Origin of the sequence: Donghicola eburneus, assembly GCF_900115865.1 — a bacterium.
GTDB lineage: Bacteria > Pseudomonadota > Alphaproteobacteria > Rhodobacterales > Rhodobacteraceae > Donghicola > Donghicola eburneus.
This window is the reverse complement of sequence record NZ_FOXY01000012.1, coordinates 70,426-94,432: the sequence shown is the minus strand read 5'-3', so window position 1 is coordinate 94,432 and position 24,007 is coordinate 70,426. Positions and strand designations below refer to the sequence as shown.

The following is a 24,007-nucleotide window of genomic DNA, read 5'->3' as shown; positions in this document are numbered from 1 at the left end:
TTGGATCCGGGTCAAAAGGGGCTAAAAGAAAGACAGTCTCGGCGTCGCAGAGCATCAGCGGATCGAAAATCATGCCTTTCGTCGTTCACGGCCCTGGGACTAAGCCGCTCCGCGGCATTGGCGCCTTTGGTTGGTGTGGTTACCTGACCAAATCAGTGCGCATTTTGCGATTTTGATGACCTGCCGGACGATTGGGGCCTTCTCAATCATTAGACAGGAGGTTTCCATGACAGAGGAGAGAGTAAGCCCGCTGCGTCAGCGGATGGTCGAAGACATGCGTATCCGTGGCATGGGCGACAAAGCTCAGAAAGCCCACATCCGAGCGATCAAAGACTTCACCGCATTCCTTGGCCATTCGCCTGATACCGCAACGCCGGAAGAACTGCGCGCCTATCAGCTTCATATGACCAACGCAGGGGTCACGCCGTCAACTTTCAATGCGCGGATCGTGGCGCTCAGGTTCTTCTTCGGCATGACCTGCGGGCGGGAGGAGATGAAGCGCTATATGCAATTCCGCACCGAACCGCGGAAGTTGCCGATCGTTCTCAGCGTCGAGGAGGTGTCCGACATCCTGATGGCGGCACCCGGGCCAGGGCTGAAGTATCGGGCGGCGCTCAGCATTTCTTACGGTGCCGGCCTCAGGGCAGCGGAAGTCTGTAATCTCAAGATCGGTGATATCGACAGCGACCGGATGCTGATCCATGTCGAGCAGGGCAAGGGGCGTAAGGATCGCAAGGTCATGCTGTCCCCGGGCTTGCTGAATCTGTTGCGTGATTGGTGGCGCGAGGCCCGCCCGGAAGGCTGGCTGTTCCCGGGCAAGCCAAAGATCAACCCGATTTCGCCGAGGCAGTTGAACCGTGCTTTCACCTCAGCCAAGCACATGGCTGGCATCAGCAAACCGGCAACACTGCACACGCTGAGGCACAGTTTCGCGACACATCTGTTGGAGGCCAACACGGATGTGCGGGTGATCCAGGTGCTGCTCGGTCACGCCAAGCTCACCACGACGGCGCAATATACCCACGTCGCCACCAAAACGATCCGCGACACGGTCAGCCCCTACGAGATGCTGGCCAAGCTGCAGGACCAGACTGTGAAGCGAAGTCTGGAGTGATTGGCTGTCGGGGTGCCCCGGCCAAAGCTAGAGATCGCTGACATCTTCCGTGCCCATGGTCCTGCGTGGCGGCAGGCCAATGCCGGGCATGTCAGCCTCTCGCAACTCAAGGTGATGTCAGCGATAGAAGCCTGCCGGACCGACGCGCTCGGCGGGCATGTGGCCGGTTGCACCAAGTGCGGCCACCATCACATCGCCTACAACAGTTGCAAGAACCGCCATTGCCCGAAGTGTCAGGGGCCGACGGCGCGAGACTGGATTGAGGCCCGCGCCGAGGACCTGCTTCCCGTGGAATATTTCCACGTCGTGTTCACGCTGCCCGCCGAGATCGCGCAAATCGCCTATTGGAACAAGAGGGCGGTCTACGCGCTGCTGTTCAAAGCGTCGGCGGAAACGGTCATGACCACTGCCGCCGACCCCAAACGCATGGGTGCGAAGGTGGGGCTGACCAGCGTCTTGCACACTTGGGGCTCTGCCATGACACACCATCCGCATATCCATATGATCGTGCCCGGCGGCGGTCTGTCGAGGGACGGCACCAGGTGGGTCGCCAGCAAGCCCGGGTTCTTCTTGCATGTGCGCGTGCTGTCCCGCCTGTTCCGCCGCCTCTTTCTGGACGGCCTGATGGCGCTGCACCAAGCCGGAGAGCTGGCTTTCTATGGCGACCTGGAGCGGTTGGTCCGGCCGGATGCCTTTACCGCCTGGCTCACCCCATTCCGTAAATCCGAATGGGTGGTCTATTCCAAACCGCCCTTTGGCGGCCCAGAGGCCGTGCTTGCCTATCTGAGCCGCTATACCCACAGGGTAGCGATCTCGAACCATCGCTTGGTCAGCGCGGATGCCCACACTGTAGCTTTCCGTTGGAAGGATTATCGCATCAAAAATGGCGATCGCCAGAAGATCATGCGCCTTGCCACACCCGAGTTCATCCGCCGCTTCCTGATCCATGTCCTGCCCGATGGGTTCCATCGCATCCGCCATTACGGCCTGCTGGCCAGCGGTGTCCGCAAAGCGAACCTCACCAAAATCCGCGCGCTGCTCTGCGTCCAGCCAGTGGAACAGGCGGATAACCACGATCTTGAGCCAGAGGTTGCCCCTCTTACGCTGCGTGAACCCTGCCCATGCTGCGGCGGACCCATGCGTATCATCGAGATCTTCTGTCGTGGGCAGAAACCGAAGTCGCGCGCACCACCAAGGGAGCAGGCCGCATGACCGAACGCCTCGCAAAGATCATAAACCCATGCTGGCAGCTCCATGCAGGCCCGGCCCAAGCCACCTGCGCCGATCAGGTACCAGCGCGGTTCCAGACCGCACATGCACACAGTCCGACGGTTAGCGCTTGGCGGCTGGACTGGGAAGCCCGCGTGTCCACCGCCGTGAAAAACGTGAAACGGCCCGCTGAAATCGCCGTCGCATCAACCGCCGGCGCTCTTTCCCCATAGTCTCACCAAGACCCTCGCGGCTTCGTCCTTGGGAGGTTTTCCAACGCGGGTCGTCCGCCCGCCAAGGCGCCAACCTTACGCCGCGACCCGCATCAGAAAACCTTCACCATTGCGGACGTTTGTCGCAGTGAGTCCCAGTGTCCGTTAAAGGTGTGTGACGTCAATATACGATCTTCCAGCTACATCTTGCAGTTGCGAAGAGAACTGGTAGTATTGTGCCACTCTTAGCTGGGTGTTTTTACGAAAATGCTCTACGCCGGGTGATTAGCCAGGCTGTACTAGATTGAACGACATTGGGCGCCGACTTTGATTGGTTTTGTCGGCCCCGGTCTTCGCCTCGGCGCCGACAAAACCAATCAAAGTCGGACGCTTAAGTAAGAGAACTCGAATGGACCACCCCCTGCGCAGCGAAGATCACAAATCGCTGCGCAGGACTCTATACAATTTGGTTTCGCAAGGCTTCACGGTCCCACGACAGAGCAACATCGTCTTCGTTTGCGGCGGTAGTGAAGCGGATCACATGCGCCGTCGCTTTCAGGATGAATTTGAGGCACTTTTGCCCGGTTACGAATTCTTCGAGCCTGAATTTGCGATGCGCAAGTATTGGACGCTTGGAGATAGCGAACCCTTCGACATTACCACTTTCGAAGAGCTGATCGGGAACCTGTCCCACTCAATTGTCATTTTTCCAGAGGCGCCAGGTTCACTAGCCGAAACAGGGTACTTTTCCGCACGGCCAGACATCGCCAAGAAGATTTTGCTCGCAATAAACGCGGCACATCTCACCACTGACAGCTTTATATCAATCGGCCCCGCGAAGAAGATAGCCGATGTGTCTGTCTTTCAGCCTAACATTCAGTTCGACTATGACAATCCGAATTTCAAGCTGATTTCACAAAGACTAATTGATCGAGCGCCGCTTCACCCAACCAGACAGGCGCTGCAGATCAAGGCGTTCTCAGACATGGGCAGCTTTGAACTCTTTGCAATCATCCAGTCTATGGTTGCGTTGTTGGGTATTGCGACAGTCGACGACATTGAGTTCTTCCTTCGCGGGTTGTTTTCCGGACACATTGGACCGTCGAAGACAAAGCAGATTGTTTCAATCCTCGTGGGTTCAGGGCGACTCGTGGAGATTGGAAACTACGGCCATCTTAAGGTCAGCGACGAAGACAACCTAATCCTGCAGATTAAAGACGGCGCGAAGACCGCACGGGACGTCTTGAAGGTTGACCTTTCAGCGGTCTATCTGGGAGCGGACCCAGAATTTTGCTCACTGCTGGGGGCCTGACATGCTTATCGAATTACTCAGCAAGACTTCAAACGTGCCGGAATCCAAACTCCTGAGTTTGTCGTTAACGGCAAGTCGCAGATATAAGGTCTACACAATCCCTAAGAGGACCGGCGGCGACAGATTAATTGAGCACCCCAGCCGAGAACTGAAAGCCATTCAACGCTGGATAGTGCAAGCTCTGTTCGCCCGGTTTCCCGTGCACGAGGCAGCAACCGCCTACCGGAAGGGCACGGGGATTAGAGAGAACGCGGAGCGGCATCGCCAATCAAAGTTCACGAACAGATATGACTTTTCGAACTTCTTCCCTTCATTCTCGCAAGACCGTGTTCTTCACTACGTGTCAGAGCAATCTAAGAACCTTGGAATCGATCTCACGCAACGTGATTTGGACTTTGTGGGGAATATTGTGTGTCGGCACGGCAGACTCACGATTGGAGCCCCGAGTTCCCCAGCAATATCAAACGCGATGATGTTCGAGTTTGATAGCCGAATGCATGAGGCATCCCAAAGTCGAGGTCTCGTATTTACGAGATACGCCGATGATATTTTCCTCTCCTCTTTCGAGCCGGGGAAGCTTGAAGGGTTGGAGGCGTTGATTCTGAAAAGTAAGCGCGACATTCCTCATTTACGGTTGCGGCTTAACCGCCAGAAAACTGCATACCTTTCGAAGAAGTATAGCAGGAAGGTCACAGGAATCGTCATTACTCCCCAGCACACATTATCAATCGGCAGGGAGAGGAAGAGGGAGGTTAAGGCGCTCATACACCAGTGGATCAAAGGCGGAATTGAACCGGAACGCTTCTACTATCTGAAAGGCCTGTTCGCTTTTGCGATCGATATAGAACCTCAGCTCGAAGCGAGGCTGATGGAGAAGTACGGGAAAGAGAAAATACAGCTTCTCAGAAGCGCCGATTTTGATTTTCCGATTGGGCTCATTTAGCGAATAGTCGATTTTTCGTCTGTTTTGGAACATACCAGACATCTGCTGGGTGCGCAGCGAATGTCCGGTTCCCGCCCCTCCAGGTCATTTGAGAAAAGTGCAGAATGTCTGGTTCAAATTGGCAATTTGGGCGGATTCCGGAAGTTCGCCGCATGTGCGAGCCCCACCTTGCGGGACCATGCAAGCGGACACTCCGCGAGTCTTGGGCCGCGGAACCCGGGCGATCTGCAGGGACGGCGGGGAGCTGACTTTCGCTGCATCGTTGATGAACGGCCGCACTGCGAAGTCATCACTTGGTTTCAGGGGTAATCCCAAAGATGCAAATTCTGGTAGAGTCAATCTTCCGCCGTGTGGTATGGGCAGTTCAGAAACTCGCTGGAAGTCAGAGGCTTAATTGTGATCATTTACGCTCGGGGCACAGCCATAATTGAACATCGCGACTCTGGTGAAAAATTCAAAATTTACGATGATGAATTGGATTGGGAGCCGGTAGATGGTGACGATAGAGGCATGGGGCCGGAAACGATCTATGAAGCCTTGATCGAACATGACGAATTGGGCGATTTGCGCTGGACGATTTCGGAGTACCCCGCCGGAGCCGAGAACTTCAAGGAAACTAATGTGGGCGTCCATCGGGTTGTGCAAGATTTTGACTACGGCTTGGAGCATGAACCCGAGTTTGACGACGAGGACCCGGCAAACCTTCGAGACCGATTTAAGAGCAATCCTGAATGGACGAAGGCGCTAACCAGAGCCACGGTAGTTAAATATTTGGTAAATTGGTTTCACTATTTTCACGAAGACCCTGCCAACGAAACTCCATATAACGGGCGCGAGGGGGGCTACCTCTACATCAAAGGCGGGCCGTATTCCGCAGAGGAGGAACTTCGAGAAAACTTTGAAGACGTGGTGCCGGAAGACGCCATTCTTGAGGCTGTCGAGGAAATTCAAAGCGATGGCCTTTTCGATTGGGCGCCCTCACATCGGCATCCTGACAGCATCGACTTCTATGAGGATGCGGTCGCAGAAGATTTTGCTCAGGAAGATTACTCTTTTGAGGAACTTAGAGAGATTGCCAGGCAGGGCCAAAGCGCGGGCCTCGGTGCTGAGGAAGAAAAAACTGCGCGCGCAGCATTATTGGAGCAGCTGGCTGCCCTGAAAGACGACTTGCCAAAGCCCGCGTCACATGGCGGCATCGGACACAATCATCCGCCCCAAGAGTTCGAACTGAATGGTGACGAACTTGAGGAAACGACTCAGAGCCTCGACGCAATCGAAGCGGAACTTGCTTCGAATGAACCGAATGTTGAGGTTGTGGCCCAAAAGGCATCGTTCCTTAGGAAGGCGGTCGGATGGGTGGCTGGCAAAATTGACGCGACAGTCGACGCGTTTTGCAAATCGTTTGGGACGACCCTGGGGGCAGCAGCTGCGGTAGCCCTTCCTGCTGCAATCCTTGCACAACCTTATTGGGGTAAATTGGCGATTTTGCTCGGAAGTGTGAAAGAGTGGCTATTGCTCGCTTTGGCATTATGATCCGATTTCGTACTTTCGTGGTGTGTAGCATTGGTTTGAAATGAAAAGCCGTAGGAGCAGTCCTCCGGGCAGACGGCAGCTGTAAATTGCACTGCAAGGGGGCAGAAAGCGGTTTGAGCTCAGTGCCGTGAGGCGTTCCCGCCGAACTGCTCTTCGATCACGATGCCAGAGCATTCTCAGGCTCATGAGGTGGGATGCACTTCAGAGCCTTGCGATCGTTCAGCCCCTCAGTTCTCCTTTTCTTGCGGCCAATCCTCCGGAACCAATGCGGGGGGCTTAGTCCAGGGATTTTCGACAAGCGCGTCTTGAAACCATTGATCACGAAGATTCGCATGCTCAACAACGATTAGTTGGAAGCCCGGCACGTCTTCTTGGGTGAACTTCAGCAAGATCTCGAACAGTCGGCGCACTGCATCAAGGTCAGCGTCGGCTTCCGTCTTTTGCACCGAACCATCAGCATCCCTGTAGACCTGCTCGGAAGGGAAGTAGACTTGGGTTGGCTGGTCGATCAACAGGAAGCGCGGAATTGGACGGTTGTTCTGTGCCGCGAATAGATGCAGGGCGAGCAGTGCTGACAGATGGTAGGCCAGATGGTTCTCGCCACCGCCAGTCCTGCTCATCGGGACAGGTCGCTCCGGACGATCAAAGATAATTGTCAACTGCTGCAGATTGAACCGCGCAGGGTAAGGACTGAACTCGGCGTCGAACTTCTGGATGTATCGCGACACCTGTGAGGAAATATTGTTTAGGATTGAGGTCAGACGTTCGTTACTTTCGTCGGCACCAATCTGCTCCTCAAGCTGCTCAACCTTATTGTTGAGAAGGCGATTTTCCGCTTCCAGTTTGATAAGATCCTCATTCGGCAGGAGCGTCTCCAAGAACAGGCTAATACGACCGACCACTCGCGCGGCCGCGTTGTTGCGGGTGCCCATCTGAGCGATGACTTCGTTTGCCGATATTGCTGCAGATAGCTCCGCTTCCTTCTCCTTGATATCGCCCGCAATTCCATCAACTACGCCGGTCAGGTCAGCCAGGTAGGCTTCGAGCTTCGGGCGCTGGCCGGTTGCGATGCGCAACTCTTTGTCGAGCGTCTCGAGTTCACGGAGCAGAACAACGGCTATCGGGGATTCCAGCGCCAAGTTTTGCTCGCTGAACGGCCATTGCCATTCGCCGCTGTCTGAGTTCTTCGGCAGTGCCTTGATTGAGGTCAGCCGGTCTATCTGTTCAGCGGCCTCGGTTTCGTAACCGCCGGCCCGCTTGGCGAACTGCCGTGCCGCGTCAATCCGGGCCTGTGTATCACGGCGATCCTGTCGAAGTTGGGCAAGTTCATCTTCCAGAAACGAAATCCGGCTGCCGTCGTCTTCTGGCAATCTTGTGGGTTTCCATGACAGCGCCAACGTCAATGCATCGATGATCCCGTCTGCCTTCGGGTTCTCGTCAGTGTTGCCGATGACCCCAACCGTCTTGGCTTCCGAGTAGAGGCCGATAGCTTGTTCATGCGACGTGTCGACGGCGTCGCGCGCCTGCTCCAGCTTCTTATTACTGATCCTCAGATCGCGCCGCGCTAAGCGTAGCTTGGATTCCAGTTCGTAGCGATCATGAGAGGAGACGCCAAGTAAGATCGGCAACGTGTCGCGGATGGCCTGAGGTTGGAATTGCTCGTTTTGTCGATAGAAAAGTTGATCCTTGTTGGCGACCAGACCTTGCTTTTGGAACAGGTAGTAGAACGTATGCTTGACGTTCGCGTCGTAGCTATCCCGGCTGTGCTCAAGCGCGACTTCTGTGCGGTTCTCGGGGATTCCAAGTAAGCGCGACAGTAGCGCAACAATGCTATCGTCGTCAGTGTTGACCGCCAGATCCTTGAACATGGGAACTTGCAATTGTTCTCCCCTTCGCAGCATCGCCGTACTGCAACTGGCACCACCACGAGGAGGAGAAGGCTTAGCGATAAGTACCTGTTCTTTCTCGAACTGATATATCACCGCGAACCAAGCCACTTTGTCCCGGATGATGCCTTCTGGAACGTTGAACGAGGAACGTCCCATGCAGTATTCGATAATCTCAGAGAGCGCAGACTTTCCGGTGGAGGAGCGACCGGTGATTACATTGAGTCCGTCTACCGTGAAGGTTAGATCACGGCGCTGACCGTCATGGCTATAAATGTGGATAGAACTAATTTTCATGGGCGAATTCCAAAGGTCGAATAAACTGTCGCCCGATCGGCGATGCGTGCAAATTCCTTTCCGACGATCCGCGCCACCTTCTGACAGGCTACGGTTTCGGCGGTTCCGTTTACGGCCTTGCGAACCTTCCTGGGTACGGATTGAATTCGACCTTCCTCCCCGACAATGATGCAGCCTTTGTCCATAAGCAGACCGAAACCTTCTAAAGCGTACGGCAACATTTGTGTGGCCCGGGTAGCGAAGCCCACAACGATTTGCTGGTTACCCTCTACGGTCTTGAGCAAGTAGCTGCGCGAGTTATTGGCGATCACCTCGCGCGAAGTCTTATGCAAGCATAGGGGCAGAACAAGCAACGACAACGAAAAGGGCATCCCGCGACCGTCTATTTCTTCGTAACCGTGCAAGGCACGAAACAAGACCAAGCCGCAGAACGCAGGATTGAACAGGTTCCGAATTTCAAAGGGGCGCTGATCCCATCGCTTCACGAGGCCACCTCCAGAAGTTTGCCAAGACGGTCCAGGAATCTGGGGTGCCAGTAAACCGTGGGCTCAGGGGTAGAATCCGCCAATATGTGGAAGCTGCCGCGAAGAACAAATGGTTCCGTCACCCGCGCACGAATTCGTAGGGATTCGATCTTTGCAGTCTCGAACTCCGCCCAGTTGTAGAGGGACATGCCTGCGTCGCGCAACGCTTCCTCCGCACTGTCATTTTTTAGCTTCTCGAAAGCGACATCCCTATAGCGACTCCATTCGTCGGTAAGCCGATCTTCATACTCCTCGACCTCTCCCATCACGAGCAGATCCTCGCGCGCCCAAGCCGATCGCTGTTCGAACGCCCGGTAATAGTCCAGTATCGCGCTCCTGATTCGATTGGAGGAGATGCCAATTTCGCGCAGTTGCGCCACGAACAGGCGTGGGTCTGTATCAGTGTCAATCTCGTCGGCGGGCAGCTTTCCCCGGAAGGTGATAGGAAGGTTGTCTGCCTTGTATTCCTCGGCGAAGCTTGAGAGCTTGTCGGAGACTTCGTAGCCGAAGACTCCGTCTGGCATTGCACCGGTAAGATGCTTGATTACGGCGTCGGTCCACCAGCCTTCCAATCTCTGAAAGACGAACTCGCGGTGCTCGCGCCGGATGCTTCGCATGTGCTTGTCCCTTATGATCGTCGGGATGTCGGCAATGCGCGGGCTACCATCAAGGATCAGAACTCGTTCTAAGAAATCTTGCTGCTCAAAAGCGTTCAAATCGTTGAACTCTATGGCAATCGGCTTGATGAGTTTTGACGTCGACTTGGTGAGCGCTTCTTTGGCAAGCTCTGCCAGTGTTTTTTCGTCATCCTGGGCGACCGAATGCTCGGGGAGCAAGCGCGCAAGGAAAGAGTCCGGGGATACCGTGCCTGTTGTGAACAGAAAGAAACGCAAATTAGATGCGGCACGACCATCACGTTTATACCGAGTCAACCATATGTTGACAGACTTCCAGAAATCGGTCGACAGATCGGTCAACCTATCACCAATGGCTTTATGCTTCAGTGAAGCCAAGGACTTGCCACCATCGCTATCGACGAAATCCAGGTCGTCGTCCTTTTCGAGACAAACAGCCGTGTTCTCTGGCAACTGTAATAGGTGAAGCAGGGCAAGACGCGCCTGATAGATATATCCAAGGCCCTGCTCGCCGGCTGAAAATTTATCGGGGCGGGCATCGGCCATAAGAAAATCCTGCTGCACATGTGCGGTACGCTGAGCCTGACGGCGAACAAGCGGCGCTGACCTTTCGCCTGTCTGACGCCACCGTTAACGAATAGTTAAACAAAATCAATGGGACCTTTGCCGAGAGAGGTCGTCAAATCCAGTAACTCGGTGTGGTAACTGCCTCAATTACGTACCGCCGTGGCCTAACGGCAGATCCAGAGAACGATGTCATGAAGCACGCGGTATGATCGAGTGGCGGCTTGGGGAAGCTGCGCTGCAGCGATGCGACTCTAAGTGAATGTCCTTTTAGGGCCGTAGGCACGGGTCGGAGCGATGCTACCGCGCTTTGTGCAGATGCACCTTCAAACCTGCCCATTCCTGGCAAAACTCTTCGATCCGCGCCTCTATCTCCGCGCTGGGGTTCAGCACGAAGAATGTCCTTGGGCTGTAGGCGGTCGCCCGGACTGCCATGCCCGGCATTCCGATCTGGCCAAGCCAATGATCCACTTCAGCATCATGACCGCCTCGCCGCCGAGTGTTATGATGGTAGATCAGCGCGCATCGCCCCTCGGCTAATTCCTGGACCTCTGCGAGCGGCATCTGTTTGCCGAACTTCGCACGCCCTCTTCGACAATCGGCATCGTCGATGATGCCATTATCCGGATCTGCGAATACAAGGTCGCACGGGGATAGCCGTTCTAAAACACGCTTGAACCATGCAGCGCGCCAGTTTCGGCGTTCACGGGGGGATATCACACTACTGTCTACGCTCTCATCAGATGAGATTGCCCCGCCCAGCACTGGCAACAATGAATTGATCGAACGCGCATTTTTCGTAATGCTTCGAAGATGACTGAACAGGGCCGGGTCCAGGCGCTCGTACCGTTGCGGTTGATCGAGATAGGTGATGTGCCGCCCATCTCCGTTGTGGCTTTCGTCGGGGTACCGGTACCACGCGACACCCAGCCGGCGTCCCGGTGAGAGAGCTCTCAGTAAGCCCAGCTTTACAAAGTCTCCAACATCTCCGGCATAACGGTCTTGCAATCGGGGTGACCTATTCCTTTGGCACCATTGATCTCTTGGAAGCGTATTAACAGCTTTCAGACGTATGGGCTACGAAGAGGCGATGGCGGCTATCCAACTCAGATAGATTGTTGATTCCGGTGGCCGCCGACCAGCTTTTGACCGGCGCACTGACACCTTGGGCCAGATAGAGTTCATGCGCCCGCAGCGAAGGTCCGGTATGATGAGCCGCACTGCAGCGAGCACGTCTGTGTTCCAACGGCAGGTCAGGGCCGGTCGGGCCAGAAGTCGCGTTCGATCACCCCGACTTTGCAAAGGCACTTACTGCGCATTGCCGACCTTGATCTCCCGCGGATGCTGCACGATCGACGAATGACCGGTTCGATGAAGTTGCACTGCGGTTTTGAGCGGTCAGTTCCATGGCAAACATGGGCCGTCTTTGCGTGCCACCCGGCTGCACAACCTCTCAGCCAGCGTCCCGAGCTTTTGTTGAACTGGATCAGCACAGGTTTTCGCAGGGCACTCCGTCGTTGTCGCCATCTAGGGCACCGCCCCAACTGCAATTTGTGAAGTACCAGCGCGCTTCGCGGCAGCTGGAAATGCTCTTGGAGCAATAGCGCCGTGGAGAACAACTCCAGCTTTGCGCAAGACGATAGGATGTTCTGTCCTTGCTTTCTTGGTGGCTTTGGCGCTGCGACTGGGGGCCAAAGATCGTGATCGGGGAGGCTTCTTCGGCGATAGCTGGCGCTGGGGAAAGCGCTGCTAAAAACAATAGTGTCAGTAGTTTCATTTGCATTCAGAATTCTTGCATCATAGTAATCTAGGATCACAAAGTTGCCTTGGAATAAGGCTCAATTGGGGCGTTGAGGTGTTCGCTCAGTGCCAATGCGGGGCGCGCCAGCCTGCTGCAATGGCTTCTGCTTCATCACAAAACCAACGTTCTCCTCTTGCTGGCGAGACCTTCGTACGAGAATACCAAGGAGACCAAGGCGCGTGGTAAATCTTGCTGTTCTTTGAAATGTTCCCTTTGATGGGGCATCCTTCGGGAGCGCTTTGTTGCGCCGCCGTCCATCGTTCTTCTCGGTATGCCCACGGGGCTTGATTGGTGCCAGCCCAGACGCCCTTTTGGCGTGCTTTGGCAGCATCCTCAGCGGCAGCATAGACATCATCGTAGCGCCTGAACGACCAAGCAAGACCAGCTTCGACAAGGCTTTTCCCGAGGTCAGTGCCGGATGCAAAGCACGTCGCGATTGTTCGGCCGTAGCGGTCTTGCTCCATCGCTTGGCACTTCAAGTCAGTGTTGGTGAGCAGGTCGACAAGGAACGCTGTCGCAGCCTCACCGCATCGCCAGGATTGCCCTGATGAGTTCAAGCAGGTTTGTCCGCTTTCTGGAGCGTCGATCCCGTTGAGGCGGTAGGTGATCTCGCCATCGGAGAGGGTATCACCATCAATCACCCGAATTGCCGCTGATACTCCAGCGGGACAGGCCAATACAGAGGCGAGCAGCGCCAAGCTCAGGATGATTTTCTTCATTCGATTTTGTTGGGCCTAAGAAGGAAAGTTAACAATTCATAAACGCTCCGCTCGCAAGGCGTCGACGTGAGTTTGCGCAAAGGCGGGCATGCGGGTCACGTAATTTGCTTCGACGAATTGAGACATGTTTTTGAAGAAGGCGCCTGAATTTACGCAGCGGGGGGCGCCTTAGGGTTAGTACATTGGACTGTCTTTCCATTCTGGTCGCGTGGTGAATGAAAACAGCTGGGGCGATTTGACCTGGCAGCGTAGCGCCCCGAGCCGCAGAGATGTGAAACGCAACCAGGTTTGGGCAGCGAAAACTGGTTTCTGTTTGTGCAGATCAAAGAGCAGTCGAGTTTCATGCGAAAACTTGCTTTATCCTCTGCCGAAGGCTTTCGGAAAGCCGGTCTTCAAGTATTGATGCGGTATGACATGCGGCTGCGATTATGACTCTATACACAGTCCATGGCTCTATCGCCGGCGCGGAGGCCTTTTGACGAACATTGAGGGAAGGCGTAGTCTTTGACGACGTCGGGTCCTGCTGGCTTCGTCGCTGTCTACGTTCATCTGATTTGGGACATACATGAAAACGGTTCGCCTTTTTGACTATCCCCAGCTTCGCTACCTTTGTTGGCACCGTCAGACTGATATGGAGCTCACAGAAGAACAGGCTTGGAGCATCTATCGGCGTCATTGGCGACATTTAAACAAGGCGCACCTGACAGACGAAGAAGCCGCCTTCATTGCCAGGTTGGAAGAAGAGAACTTCAGGGAGAAGTCGAGACATCTTCCCAATAGTCCGTTCTCTTCAGCGCCCTGAGCAGCGTGATCTGCCCCACTTGAGTGGGTTATTGCACCGTAGGCTTTCGGTTGACGGGCACGATGCTTTTGATTGCTGGCGTGCGGTAGCCCAGCGAACTGTGCGGGCAAAAGGCAGGTTGCAGCCAGGCTGAGCCTGGAGACGACGCGCTTCAACCAGATCGATAGGATTAGGCAAGGACAACATACCGAACCTCGTTTGCCGCTGGAGAGCAGCCGCCGCCGCAATCATACCATGTCTCCGCGACCCGCCTGGACGCCTTTCTGCCCGACCAAGGCTCTGCGCGGATATCTTCTTGAATCACCTCTCCGTCCTTGGGCGCCGGGAAGTGGCGCTCACGGCAATCGAGGGGCAGGTCGAGATCCGCCGCAGCCTCTCAGCGACCCGCCCTTATGCCTTCATGCTGGACCTGGCCATTGTCGGGCTCTTTAGCCCTTTCTGTCATAATATCAGCCGCAAGGGCGCAGAGAACGACTGATCGAATCGGAGGATGAAAATGTCACATCTCGGTTGATCGGCAGCGGCCGCTCATCCCTTGGCCCCATCAAACGCCACAGAACAATAAAGTTTCAACGTACTGCTGAACTGCGATGGCTTTCCCTCATATCCGTCTGAATGGTCATCCTTAGTGGGTCGAAAGGTCATGTTTCCTTCAAAATGGTCATTTAATGGGTGGTCTCTCACTCCCTATTTTGTTTTTCCGAGTAAATAAGTCAGACACTCTTTACCTGACTTCTTTAATCGGATAATCACCCCTCTAACGAAACGCGATTAGGACTTTTAAAGGGATTCGACATGACACTTCGCGCCACTCTTCTTGCTTCGGCGATGACTTTTGCAGCCACAGGTGCCATGGCCGTCGAGGCCGGTGACGTTCTGAACAACTATGCCGACATCGCTCTGGCAGGCTACGAAGACAGCCTGACCCTGGCCAAAGACCTGAAAACTGCGGTTGATGCGCTGGTCGCAAACCCCAGCGAAGAGACACTGGCTGCGGCCAAGGTGGCTTGGCTGGCCGCGCGTGTCCCCTACCAGCAGACTGAAGCGTTCCGTTTCGGCAACCCCACCGTCGACGAGTGGGAAGGCAAAGTGAACGCATGGCCGCTGGACGAGGGCCTGATCGACTACGTTGACCCCATGTTTGGCGGCAACGACGAAAACCCCTTCAGCCTTGCCAATGTGATCGCGAACCCCAGCTTTGAGGTTTCGGGCACCACCATCGACGCTTCGACTATCACCCCAGCGGTTCTGGAATCCCTGCACGAAGTTGACGGCATCGAAGCGAACGTGGCCACCGGCTATCACGCAATTGAATTCCTGCTGTGGGGTCAGGACCTGAACGGAACCGAGCATGGCGCAGGCAACCGTCCCGCGACCGACTTTGACACCGAGAACTGCACCAACGGCAACTGTGACCGCCGTGCGCAGTATCTGGTGGCTGCGACCGATCTGCTGATCACCGATCTGGAAGACGCTGTCGCCAACTGGAGCGCTGATGGCCAAGGCCGCGCAGACGTGACCGCCGACGGCACCGAAGGTCTGGTCATGGCCTTCACCGGTCTGGGCTCGCTGTCCTATGGCGAACAGGCGGGCGAGCGCATGAAGCTTGGCGTTCTGCTGCACGATCCCGAAGAAGAGCACGACTGCTTCTCGGACAACACCCACAACAGCCACTACTACGACGGTCTGGGCATTCGTAACGTCTATACCGGCCGCTATGTACGCGTGGACGGTTCGGTCGTCGAAGGCCCCTCGCTGAACGATTACGTCGCAGAGCGTGACGCAGATCTGGCGTCGAACCTGATGGCAGACATCAACCACACCATGATGGAGCTGGGTGCGATCAAATCGACCGCCGAAGCGGGCACAAGCTACGACCAGATGCTGGCCGCAGGCAACGAAGCAGGCGAAGCGCTGATCATGTCGGCAGTTGATGCGCTGGTCGCGCAGACTCGCAACATCGAGCGCGCCGTCGCGGTTGCTGGACTCGAAGGTGTTTCGGTCGAAGGATCGGACAGCCTCGACGATGAAGCGGCTGTGTTCCAGTAATTACACCTGACTGGGGCGCCTTTCGGGGCGCCCTCTTTTCTTGTGTCGGAGACGTAGAATGATTGTGTGTAGCTGTCAGAATATCACCGACCACGACATTAACGCGGCGGTTGACTGGATGCGGGCCTCGGACCCGAGCATCGTGATTACGCCCGGCCGGATTTACCGTGCCTTGGGCAAGCAGGCGGACTGCGGGGGATGTATGCCCTTGTTTCTGTCCACCATGCGCAAGAACGAAAGATACCCTGTTCCGCGACTGGACGTCCCTGTCGCCGTGCCTCAAGTTAAACGAACAACCACAGGACACGGAGGGTAATTTCCATGAAAGGCGACGCAAAGGTCATCGAGTACCTGAACGCACCTCTGCGCAGCGAATTGACTGCGATTAACCAGTACTGGGTACACTACCGCCTGCAAAAGGATTGGGGACTGGGCAAACTGGCAGCCAAATCCCGCGCAGAAAGCATTGAGGAAATGAACCACGCGGACAAGCTGATCGATCGCATCATCTTCCTCGAGGGTCATCCGAACCTGCAGAAGCTGGATCCCCTGCGGATCGGGCAGAATGCCAAGGAAACCCTTGAATGTGACCTCGCCGGAGAGCATGACGCACGCACCCTCTACAAAGAGGCGCGCGACCACTGTGACAGTGTTGGCGACTATGTCTCGAAGAACCTCTTCGAAGAGCTGATCGCCGACGAGGAAGGCCATATTGATTTCCTTGAGACCCAGCTTGATCTCTACAACCGCATCGGCGGCGAGCGCTACGAAATGCTCAACGCGGACTCTGCGGACCAAGCCGAAAGCTAAGGCGCTCTGGCTGCTGGCAGGGGTGACCTTTGCCAGCGCCACTTGGGCCGAGCCCCATCTGAACGTCGTGCCGCGCACCGCCGCTGAGGCGGCGCGCATCGCGGCTGCGACCGCGCCCACAACCGACTTCACCAAGCCTGAACAATTCGAAACACATCCCTCTGGGGCCGCGACCAAGTTCGACATCCGCACCCGTGATGCGTTCTCCTTTGCCTCTGCCAATATGCCGTTCGAGCGCGAAATGGATTTCAAGGTCGGCAACGGGTTCTTCAAGAAGCTTTGGGTGACGGCGCCGTCATCGACGGTGTCCAGCGACGGGCTTGGGCCGCTCTATAATGCGCGGGCGTGCCAGCGCTGCCACATCAAGGACGGTCGCGGACATCCGCCCGAGGGGGCAGGGGACGAGGGCGTCTCGATGTTTCTGCGCCTGTCGATCCCCGCCGAACAGAGCGATCTGACCGAAGAAACGCTCGCCTATCTGGGTGCCGCGCCAGAGCCGACCTATGGTCTGCAACTACAGGACAAATCCATCCCCGGCATTGCGCCCGAGGGACAGATGCAGATCACCTATTCAGAGGTGCCCGTGACCTTGGGCGATGGCTCTGTCGTTACCCTGCGCGCACCCGAGTACGACGTGGTCGATCTGCAATCGGGCGCCTTGCATCCCGACGTGCAACTCAGCCCCCGCATCGCCCCGCAGATGATTGGCCTTGGTTTGCTCGAGGCGATACCCGCAGCCGATATCCTTGCCCATGCGGACCCTGATGATGCGGATGGCGATGGGATTTCCGGCCGCCCGAACATGGTCTGGAACCACGAGTTCGACCGCGAAATGCTGGGCCGGTTCGGGTTGAAAGCGGGTTCGGCCACCATTCGCGAACAAAGCGCCATGGCCTTTCACGCGGATATCGGCCTCTCGACCTCAATGTTCCCCGAAGGCTATGGCGAATGCACTGCCTCGCAAACCGCGTGCCGTGCCGCGCCCGATGGCAATACGCCCGAGCAGCAGAACCTCGAAGTTTCGGATCAGGTGCTAAATCTGGTGACCTTTTACAGCCGCAATCTGGCCGTGCCTGCCCGCCGCAATCTGGACGATCCCGAGGTCCTGCGCGGCAAGGAGCTGTTCTACGATGCAGGTTGCACCAGCTGTCACACGCCGAAATTTGTGACAGATCGGCTGAACGACCAGGCGGAACAGAGCTTCCAGTTGATCTGGCCCTACACCGATATGTTACTGCATGACATGGGGCCGGGCCTTGCCGACAACCGGCCAGAGTGGCAGGCCAATGGCCAAGAATGGCGGACGCCGCCGCTCTGGGGAATTGGTATGACCCAAACCGTCAGCGGGCATACGTATTTTCTGCATGATGGGCGCGCCCGTAATCTGCTTGAAGCAATTCTGTGGCATGGGGGCGAAGCTGAAGCTGCTCGTGAAACGGTGCGCCTCATGACAGCCGCAGATCGCGGCGCCCTGATCAAATTTCTGGAGTCCTTGTGACAATGACCGTCAAACCCATCCTGTCCGCCTTGGTCCTTTGTGCCGTTGCAGGGACCACCTCCGCACAGTCGATCGCGAACAAAGAAGCGCCGGGCGTCGCGCTGGAAACCCATTCCGAGGAAACGGGCCTGCCCTATTTCGCTCCGGGCCGAGGGGTCGTCGATCATGAAGCGATCCGCCGCCGCGTGCTTGAGGTGTTTGACCGCCAGTTCGGGTCCTTTGTCAGCGAAACACAGGCATTGACCGACGCGGCGCTGGCTTATTGCGAGGGCACATCGGACGAGGCGGCCTTCAAGGCGCAGTTCCGCGACACTTGGATGGCTTGGGCGCCGCTAGACAGCTACCAGTTTGGCCCAATCGAAAGCCAAGGCGCGGCGCTGACCGTGAATTTCTGGCCGGACAAAAAGAATTTCGTAGGCCGCGCCCTGCGTGATCTCTTGAATAAGACGGCCGACGAGCAAGCCGATCCGGCGGTTGTCGCGGGCTTGTCTGTGGGGGCCCAAGGCCTGCCCGCGATTGAAATGCTGACCTACTCCGATGGAGTTGAGCCGTGTCCTGCGGTGATCGGAATTTCGGGCAACCTGCACCGGATCGCGGTTGATCTGCACGATGGTTGGTTCGCCGAGGGCGGCTGGGCTGATCTGGCGCGGGCTGCGGGACCGGACAACCCAGTCTACCTTGATGCGTCAGAGTTCACCAAAGTCGTTTACACCGCGCTTGATTTCGGGCTGACCCGCATTGCGGACACACGGCTCGGGCGACCCTTAGGCACGTACGAGCGCCCCAATCCAAAACACGCCGAGGCATGGCGCTCGGGCCTGACCAACGACATCATCGTCGCGCAGCTCAAGGGCATCGAAGAAGTCGTGCGCTTTGGGTTTGCCGGTGACATCGCCGAGAACAATCGTTCTTGGATCTACACCGTATTCGAGCAAACCGAAGGGCGCGTCGATAGCATTGGTATGCCCGTGTCAGAGGCAGTCGCCGACCCAATGTCCTATATCCGTGTCGAGGGGCTTCAAAGCAAAGTGCAATACTTGCAGGGGGAAATGGACCAAGAGATTGGACCGAACCTAGGAGTAGAGACCGGCTTCAGCGCAGCGGATGGGGACTGAGATGAAACGCCGCCATTTTCTGATCTCTGGCGCCGCTGGCGCTGCCCTGTCGATGGCACGGCCCTCTTGGGCCATGGCGGGCGCGCCGGCTTACCTGACTGCGGCGTCCAAAGAGGGCAACTCCACTTGGCTCGTAGGTCTGACCGAACAGGGCGACGTGGTCTTTGAACTGCCGATCCCGTCGCGCGGGCATGCGGCAGCGGCCCATCCTTTCCGTGCCGAGGCGGTGGCTTTTGCCCGCCGTCCAGGCCGGTTCGCTGTGGTTTTGGACTGTGCCACAGGGAAAGAAATCGCGCGCCTTGATAGCCCAGAGGGGCGGCACTTCTACGGGCATGGCGCGTTCACGGCGGATGGTAAGCTGCTGCTGACCACCGAAAATGCCTATGACGTGCCCGATGGCCGTCTTGGTATATGGGACGCCGAAGATGGCTATAATCGGATTGGCGAACTGCCGTCGGGCGGGATTGGTCCGCACGAGATGATCCGCTTGGCCGATGGCAGCTTTGCCGTGGCGAATGGGGGGATGCAGACCCATCCTGACTACGATCGTGCGGTCCTGAATATTCCGTCCATGAAGCCGAATTTGACCTATCTGGATGCGCAGGGACTGATCGTGGATCAGGTCGAACCGCCCGCCGACATGCGCTTGAACTCGATCCGTCACATTGCGGCGGACGACACGGGCCGCGTGGTGATCGCCCTGCAATGGCAAGGCAATCCTCTGACCGCCGTGCCCCTGATGGCCAGCCATCGCCGCGGCGAGGCTTTGGCCTTCTTTGATCATCCCGAAACTGTACGGCTCAAGCAATACGCGGGCAGTATCGCGATTTCATCCGACGGTGCAGAGATCGCGGTGACCGGCCCCAAGGGCGGTCACGTGCTGTTCTTTGACGGCGCGACGGGTGCTCCGATCAATGGCCGCGCCTTGCCCGAAGCCAGCGGCGTCGCGCAATTCGGCGACCGGTTCGCGATTACGCTCGCGGGTGGTTTGCTCGAAGGGGGCGCGTCGGGCGGCAAAATGCTGGATGTCGCCGGGGGCTACAGCTGGGACAACCATCTGGTGTCGATTAGACGCGTTTGATTGCTGACCTCGCCTCAGACGAATGGATCGTCCGGATATCCGACCTTGGACAGATACAGGCCCTGCGGCGGGCTGACCGGACCACATGCGGCGCGGTCACACGCCTCCAGCGCGGTTTTCACGTCAATGGGGTCCCAAGAGCCCGCGCCGACGCGCTCGAGCGTGCCGACAAAGCTGCGCACTTGGTTATGTAAAAAACTGCGGGCGGCCAAATGGAACCGGAACTCGATGCCGCTCTCGGTTTCGATCTGTTCGATGTCCAGCTTGTCCAGCGTTTTCACTGGTGAGGCGGCTTGGCAAATCGACGCGCGGAACGTGGTAAAGTCATGCAGACCCAGCAGGTGCTGTGCGGCCTCTTGCATGGGGTGCAGGTCCAGCGGCTGGGTCACTTGCCAAACGAAACCGCGCAGATGCGTCGCTGGGGCACGGCGGTTCAGCAGGCGAAAGATGTACTGCCGCTCTGTCGCGGAAAAGCGGGCGTGCCAGTCGTCGGCCACACGGCGACAATCGCGGATCGACACGGGCAGGGGCTTGAGGTGGAAGTTCAATGCCTCGGACAGGCGGAACGGGTCCCAATCCTTGTCCATGTCACAATGGGCGACTTGACCATAGGCGTGAACCCCTGCATCGGTGCGGCCTGCGGCGGCGATGGTGTGGTCACGCTTTTCCAGACGCGCGAGCGCGGCTTCGATCGCCCCTTGGACCGAGGGCTGGTCAGCCTGCCTTTGCCATCCGGCAAAGGGGGCCCCGTCATATTCCACAAGCAAAGCGTATCTGGGCATGGGCGCGATGTAGCGGGCGATCGCAATTAGGGCAAGCAACCTTCGCATTCCCCGAATTCAGCTACTGGTTTTACGGCCATGCGATGCTTAGGTTGTGCCGCGAAGAGGGAGGCGGTTCCATTTGGTCATCGGGCGGATTGCAGACGAACTGACGCGCGGCGTCGAAGGCATCACAGGCATCATCAACGAAGCACTGTTTGAACCTGGCATCCGGCTCGGGGTGACGGGACTCGCGCGTGCGGGCAAGACGGTGTTCATCACCTCGCTCGTGGCGAACATGCTGGACCGTGGGCGCATGGGCCACCTGACCGCCGCCGCCGAGGGGCGCATTCTGGCGTCCTTTCTCCAGCCGCAGCCCGATGTGACGGTGCCGCGGTTTGAGTATGAGTCCCACCTGTCCGACCTGACCTGCGCGCATCCCCATTGGCCCGACAGTACGCGGGCCGTCAGCGAGCTGCGCCTGTCCATGCGGATCAAACCGAATGGGCTGATCGGTGGACTGTCCGGCCCGCGCACTGTGCATCTGGATATCGTGGATTATCCGGGCGAATGGCTGTTGGACTTGGGCCTCTTGGATCAGAGCTACGCGGAATGGTCGGCGAGTGTCCTGCGCCGTCTTGAGGGACGGGCGCTCGGCGCGCCTTACGTGGATATGGCGCGGGGCACGGACACCGCCGCCCCGTTGGACGAAGTGGTCGCGCAAACTCTCGCTCGGACCTTTACAGCGTATCTTCATGCAGCGCGCGCAGACGGGTTCTCGGACTGCACGCCGGGCCGCTTTTTGTTGCCCGGTGATCTGGCTGGATCGCCCGTGCTCACTTTTGCCCCGCTGCTGAAACCCGACAACGCGCCCCGTCGCAGCCTGTGGCGCGAGATGGAAACACGGTTCGAGGCGTACAAGGCGCGCGTCGTTAAACCTTTCTTCCGCGAGCATTTTGCGCGGATCGATCGGCAGGTGGTGCTCGTGGATGTGCTTGGCGCCTTGCATCGGGGGCCAGAGGCCATTCAGGATATGCGCGACACGATGCAGGGCATTCTGGGATCGTTCCGCCCCGGCCGAAATGATTTCCTGACCCAGCTTTTGCGTGGCAAGCGGGTCGAGAAAATCCTCTTTGCGGCGACCAAAGCGGACCATCTGCACCACAGCCAGCACCAGCGCCTGACCGCGATCATCGAGGAATTGACCCGAGAGGCCCGCGAGCGCGCCCGCTTTGCCGGTGCCGAAACCGCAGCGATGTCTATCGCGGCCCTGCGCGCAACAACCGAAGAGAGCCGTCAGCACAATGGCCAGACCTTGGATGTGGTGCGCGGCAAATTATTAGAAGACGGGCGGATGGCCGCCCTGTATCCCGGCGAACTGCCTGCCGACCCCCGTGTATTGTTGAACGGGGAAGAGGGCGGTTGGCTGGAAGGTGATTTTGAAGCCATGCGCTTTGCTCCGGCCCCGCTGACCCTGCGGCCGGGGGACGGTCCGCCCCATATTCGACTGGACCGTGCAGCGCAATTTTTGTTCGGGGATCGTTTATGAGTTTCTATTTACGGCCTGCCCATGACCTCGATGCGGGGAAAATGGGTGCGATGTTGACCGAGTTTGTGGACCAGACGGCGTGGTTGCCCAAAGTGCGCTCCAGCGCCGAGGATATCATGTATTGCGCCACCATGATTGAGCGGGGCTGGGTGACGATTGCCACTGCGGACCGGCCCATGGGCTTTATCGCGTTGGCCGATGACGAGATTTTGGCCCTGTATGTGGCGCCGGATGCCCGCCGGAATGGCGTGGGGCGGCAGTTGATGACCTATGCCAAAGAGCGCTCGGATCGGCTGCGGCTGTGGACGTACAAGGCGAACACCGTGGCGCGTGCTTTTTACCGCCTGTCGGGATTCAAAGAGGTCGGGCGCACCGATGGTGATTACAACGACGAAGGGCTGCCCGACGTCGAGTACCTGTGGGAAAGGGGTGCTGAATGAGCAAAGGACCGGTCCTGTTCGATCTGGATACGCCAACGACCGTCGAAGCGGATACGCCCAATCCGGCGCAGGTAGAACCTGTGCCCGATCCGGGTCCCGACGCGCCAGAAGGCCGCGCGATGCAAACCGTCGCTGTTTTGGCAGCGCGCAAGCCTTCGGTATTGGCGCGGTGGTTCTGGGGCCTGCTCGTGTCAGTGATCGGGGCAATGATCTCGATCGCGGCGTGGAACTTTGTGACCGGCCTGATCGCGCAGAACGTTATTCTGGGCGCGATTGTCACTGGACTGATCGCAGCCTTCGTTCTGGTGTGTCTGCTGATTGTGCTGCGCGAGCTCGGGGCTATTGCTCGGCTGTCGCGTATCGACAAGATTCAGCATCAGGCCAACACCGCCATCGAAGGGCAGGACTTGGCCGCTGCGCGCGCTGTCGTGCGGGACGTGGAGCGTCTGTATGCGGGGCGCGATGATCTGCGTTGGGGTCGCGACCGCCTGAAAGAGCGCAAAGACGATGCTATCGAGGCCACAGATGCGCTGGCTCTGGTCGAGCGTGAACTCTTGGCCCATCTTGATGCGCAGGCGGTCAAAGAAGTCGAGGTCGCCGCCCGTCAGGTTGCAACGGTGACCGCGATGGTGCCTTTGGCGCTGGCGGATGTGGTGGCGGCGATGACTGCAAACCTGCGGATGATGCGCCGTGTGGCCGAAGTTTATGGCGGGCGCGGGGGCCTGTTGGGCAGCTGGCGCTTGGCACGCGCTGTGATGACTCATCTTGTGGCGACGGGCGCCGTGGCCGTTGGCGATGACATGCTAGAGCCTTTGATCGGGGGCAGCTTGCTGGGGAAACTTTCGCGCCGCTTTGGCGAAGGTTTGGTGAACGGCGCTCTGACGGCCCGCGTGGGAATCGCAGCGATTGAAGTCTGCCGACCCTTGCCCTTTATCGTCGAGAAAAAGCCCTCTGCGCGGGTGGTCGTCCAGCGCGCGCTAACTGGATTTTTCAAGAAATAGAATGCTCTGACTACCCGAGTAATTCAGTCAAGTATTTGTTTTAAAGCAACTTATTGACGCGGTCTGCGCGGTCGGCTATCCCTGACATCAACGAGGCAGCCAGCAGTACGCCAGCCGCCTCACAGCTCTTCAGCCACCTAGAACCAGCCCGC

22 protein-coding genes are annotated in these 24,007 nt (G+C 57.5%); 15 read left to right on the top strand and 7 right to left on the bottom strand.

Translation table 11 applies throughout. The features are described from left to right. Positions 1-226: 226 nt before the first annotated feature. The 5 genes from BM225_RS17905 (at position 227) to BM225_RS17885 (ending at position 6,323) form a co-directional block, all read left to right on the top strand. Positions 227-1,114, top strand: coding sequence for a tyrosine-type recombinase/integrase (locus tag BM225_RS17905; protein WP_092465131.1), 888 nt, complete (start codon positions 227-229; stop codon positions 1,112-1,114). Positions 1,115-1,126: 12 nt separating this feature from the next. After that, entirely contained in the window at positions 1,127-2,326 is a 1,200-nt protein-coding gene (locus tag BM225_RS17900; protein WP_092465134.1) for an IS91 family transposase, read from the top strand. A 618-nt stretch (positions 2,327-2,944) separates the two neighbouring features. After that, entirely contained in the window at positions 2,945-3,847 is a 903-nt protein-coding gene (locus BM225_RS17895; protein ID WP_092465130.1) for a retron St85 family effector protein, read from the top strand. A gap of 1 nt (position 3,848) precedes the next feature. Next, positions 3,849-4,790, top strand: coding sequence for a retron St85 family RNA-directed DNA polymerase (locus BM225_RS17890; RefSeq protein WP_092465129.1), 942 nt, complete (start codon positions 3,849-3,851; stop codon positions 4,788-4,790). A gap of 396 nt (positions 4,791-5,186) precedes the next feature. Next, positions 5,187-6,323, top strand: coding sequence for a hypothetical protein (locus tag BM225_RS17885; RefSeq protein WP_143095415.1), 1,137 nt, complete (start codon positions 5,187-5,189; stop codon positions 6,321-6,323). A 227-nt stretch (positions 6,324-6,550) separates the two neighbouring features. On the opposite strand, the gene BM225_RS17880 is transcribed toward BM225_RS17885, so the two are convergent. From BM225_RS17880 to BM225_RS17860, 6 genes are all read right to left on the bottom strand, one after another. Continuing rightward, positions 6,551-8,506, bottom strand: coding sequence for a DUF3732 domain-containing protein (locus BM225_RS17880; RefSeq protein ID WP_092465127.1), 1,956 nt, complete (start codon positions 8,504-8,506; stop codon positions 6,551-6,553). Then, positions 8,503-8,991, bottom strand: a complete 489-nt coding sequence (locus BM225_RS17875) for a three component ABC system middle component (protein WP_092465126.1) — start codon at positions 8,989-8,991, stop codon at positions 8,503-8,505. The genes BM225_RS17880 and BM225_RS17875 overlap by 4 nt, the downstream gene beginning before the upstream one ends. Further along, positions 8,988-10,211 carry an ABC-three component system protein gene (locus BM225_RS17870; protein WP_092465125.1) on the bottom strand — a complete coding sequence of 408 codons (1,224 nt, stop codon included), beginning with the start codon at positions 10,209-10,211 and terminating at the stop codon, positions 8,988-8,990. The genes BM225_RS17875 and BM225_RS17870 overlap by 4 nt, the downstream gene beginning before the upstream one ends. 318 nt (positions 10,212-10,529) lie before the next feature. Continuing rightward, entirely contained in the window at positions 10,530-11,237 is a 708-nt protein-coding gene (locus BM225_RS17865; RefSeq protein ID WP_092465124.1) for a hypothetical protein, read from the bottom strand. 478 nt (positions 11,238-11,715) lie between these two features. Then, a complete protein-coding gene (locus BM225_RS22415) occupies positions 11,716-12,006 on the bottom strand; it encodes an excalibur calcium-binding domain-containing protein (RefSeq protein WP_420809864.1) in 291 nt (96 codons plus the stop codon). An 86-nt stretch (positions 12,007-12,092) separates the two neighbouring features. Beyond that, the gene (locus BM225_RS17860) at positions 12,093-12,749 is read right to left on the bottom strand and encodes a thermonuclease family protein (RefSeq protein ID WP_092465123.1); all 657 of its coding nucleotides are present in this window, start codon (positions 12,747-12,749) and stop codon (positions 12,093-12,095) included. A 1,097-nt stretch (positions 12,750-13,846) separates the two neighbouring features. On the opposite strand from BM225_RS17860, the gene BM225_RS17855 reads away from it, so the two are divergent. The 7 genes from BM225_RS17855 (at position 13,847) to BM225_RS17825 (ending at position 20,104) form a co-directional block, all read left to right on the top strand. After that, positions 13,847-14,029 (top strand): hypothetical protein, encoded by a 183-nt coding sequence (locus BM225_RS17855; protein ID WP_092465122.1) that lies wholly within the window; start codon positions 13,847-13,849, stop codon positions 14,027-14,029. Positions 14,030-14,346: 317 nt separating this feature from the next. Then, on the top strand, positions 14,347-15,600 hold the full coding sequence (locus BM225_RS17850) for an imelysin family protein (RefSeq protein WP_072705624.1): 1,254 nt from the start codon (positions 14,347-14,349) through the stop codon (positions 15,598-15,600). Between the two features lie 58 nt (positions 15,601-15,658). Further along, the gene (locus BM225_RS17845) at positions 15,659-15,916 is read left to right on the top strand and encodes a (2Fe-2S)-binding protein (protein ID WP_072705626.1); all 258 of its coding nucleotides are present in this window, start codon (positions 15,659-15,661) and stop codon (positions 15,914-15,916) included. 5 nt (positions 15,917-15,921) lie between these two features. Beyond that, the gene (bfr, locus tag BM225_RS17840) at positions 15,922-16,410 is read left to right on the top strand and encodes a bacterioferritin (protein WP_092465121.1); all 489 of its coding nucleotides are present in this window, start codon (positions 15,922-15,924) and stop codon (positions 16,408-16,410) included. 22 nt (positions 16,411-16,432) lie between these two features. Beyond that, entirely contained in the window at positions 16,433-17,908 is a 1,476-nt protein-coding gene (locus BM225_RS17835; RefSeq protein ID WP_245780537.1) for a di-heme oxidoreductase family protein, read from the top strand. Between the two features lie 2 nt (positions 17,909-17,910). Continuing rightward, on the top strand, positions 17,911-19,023 hold the full coding sequence (locus tag BM225_RS17830) for an imelysin family protein (RefSeq protein WP_072705630.1): 1,113 nt from the start codon (positions 17,911-17,913) through the stop codon (positions 19,021-19,023). 1 nt (position 19,024) lies between these two features. Next, positions 19,025-20,104: a DUF1513 domain-containing protein gene (locus tag BM225_RS17825; protein WP_072705632.1), complete on the top strand. Its 1,080-nt coding sequence runs from the start codon at positions 19,025-19,027 to the stop codon at positions 20,102-20,104. Between the two features lie 14 nt (positions 20,105-20,118). Here the strand turns inward: BM225_RS17825 and truA are convergent, their stop codons facing one another. Continuing rightward, positions 20,119-20,886: a tRNA pseudouridine(38-40) synthase TruA gene (truA, locus tag BM225_RS17820; RefSeq protein ID WP_072705768.1), complete on the bottom strand. Its 768-nt coding sequence runs from the start codon at positions 20,884-20,886 to the stop codon at positions 20,119-20,121. Between the two features lie 121 nt (positions 20,887-21,007). Between truA and BM225_RS17815 the strand changes: the two genes are divergently transcribed. Genes BM225_RS17815 through BM225_RS17805 form a run of 3 tightly spaced genes read left to right on the top strand, consistent with a single transcriptional unit; the run spans position 21,008 to position 23,855 of the window. Further along, positions 21,008-22,414, top strand: coding sequence for a YcjX family GTP-binding protein (locus BM225_RS17815; protein WP_092465119.1), 1,407 nt, complete (start codon positions 21,008-21,010; stop codon positions 22,412-22,414). After that, a complete protein-coding gene (locus tag BM225_RS17810; protein ID WP_072705636.1) occupies positions 22,411-22,854 on the top strand; it encodes a GNAT family N-acetyltransferase in 444 nt (147 codons plus the stop codon). Before BM225_RS17815 ends, BM225_RS17810 begins: the two co-directional genes overlap by 4 nt. Further along, positions 22,851-23,855 carry a YcjF family protein gene (locus BM225_RS17805; protein WP_072705638.1) on the top strand — a complete coding sequence of 335 codons (1,005 nt, stop codon included), beginning with the start codon at positions 22,851-22,853 and terminating at the stop codon, positions 23,853-23,855. The genes BM225_RS17810 and BM225_RS17805 overlap by 4 nt, the downstream gene beginning before the upstream one ends. Positions 23,856-24,007: the final 152 nt, after the last annotated feature.

What these genes read in the sequence shown, in the direction of transcription:
- BM225_RS17905 (WP_092465131.1), top strand. Translation starts at nt 227, where the DNA reads ATGACAGAGGAGAGAGTAAGCCCGCTGCGTCAGCGGATGGTCGAAGAC.
- BM225_RS17895 (WP_092465130.1), top strand. Translation starts at nt 2,945, where the DNA reads ATGGACCACCCCCTGCGCAGCGAAGATCACAAATCGCTGCGCAGGACT.
- BM225_RS17890 (WP_092465129.1), top strand. Translation starts at nt 3,849, where the DNA reads ATGCTTATCGAATTACTCAGCAAGACTTCAAACGTGCCGGAATCCAAA.
- BM225_RS17880 (WP_092465127.1), bottom strand. Translation starts at nt 8,506, where the DNA reads ATGAAAATTAGTTCTATCCACATTTATAGCCATGACGGTCAGCGCCGT.
- BM225_RS17870 (WP_092465125.1), bottom strand. Translation starts at nt 10,211, where the DNA reads ATGGCCGATGCCCGCCCCGATAAATTTTCAGCCGGCGAGCAGGGCCTT.
- BM225_RS22415 (WP_420809864.1), bottom strand. Translation starts at nt 12,006, where the DNA reads ATGAAACTACTGACACTATTGTTTTTAGCAGCGCTTTCCCCAGCGCCA.
- BM225_RS17860 (WP_092465123.1), bottom strand. Translation starts at nt 12,749, where the DNA reads ATGAAGAAAATCATCCTGAGCTTGGCGCTGCTCGCCTCTGTATTGGCC.
- BM225_RS17850 (WP_072705624.1), top strand. Translation starts at nt 14,347, where the DNA reads ATGACACTTCGCGCCACTCTTCTTGCTTCGGCGATGACTTTTGCAGCC.
- BM225_RS17845 (WP_072705626.1), top strand. Translation starts at nt 15,659, where the DNA reads ATGATTGTGTGTAGCTGTCAGAATATCACCGACCACGACATTAACGCG.
- bfr (WP_092465121.1), top strand. Translation starts at nt 15,922, where the DNA reads ATGAAAGGCGACGCAAAGGTCATCGAGTACCTGAACGCACCTCTGCGC.
- BM225_RS17830 (WP_072705630.1), top strand. Translation starts at nt 17,911, where the DNA reads ATGACCGTCAAACCCATCCTGTCCGCCTTGGTCCTTTGTGCCGTTGCA.
- BM225_RS17825 (WP_072705632.1), top strand. Translation starts at nt 19,025, where the DNA reads ATGAAACGCCGCCATTTTCTGATCTCTGGCGCCGCTGGCGCTGCCCTG.
- truA (WP_072705768.1), bottom strand. Translation starts at nt 20,886, where the DNA reads ATGCCCAGATACGCTTTGCTTGTGGAATATGACGGGGCCCCCTTTGCC.
- BM225_RS17810 (WP_072705636.1), top strand. Translation starts at nt 22,411, where the DNA reads ATGAGTTTCTATTTACGGCCTGCCCATGACCTCGATGCGGGGAAAATG.
- BM225_RS17805 (WP_072705638.1), top strand. Translation starts at nt 22,851, where the DNA reads ATGAGCAAAGGACCGGTCCTGTTCGATCTGGATACGCCAACGACCGTC.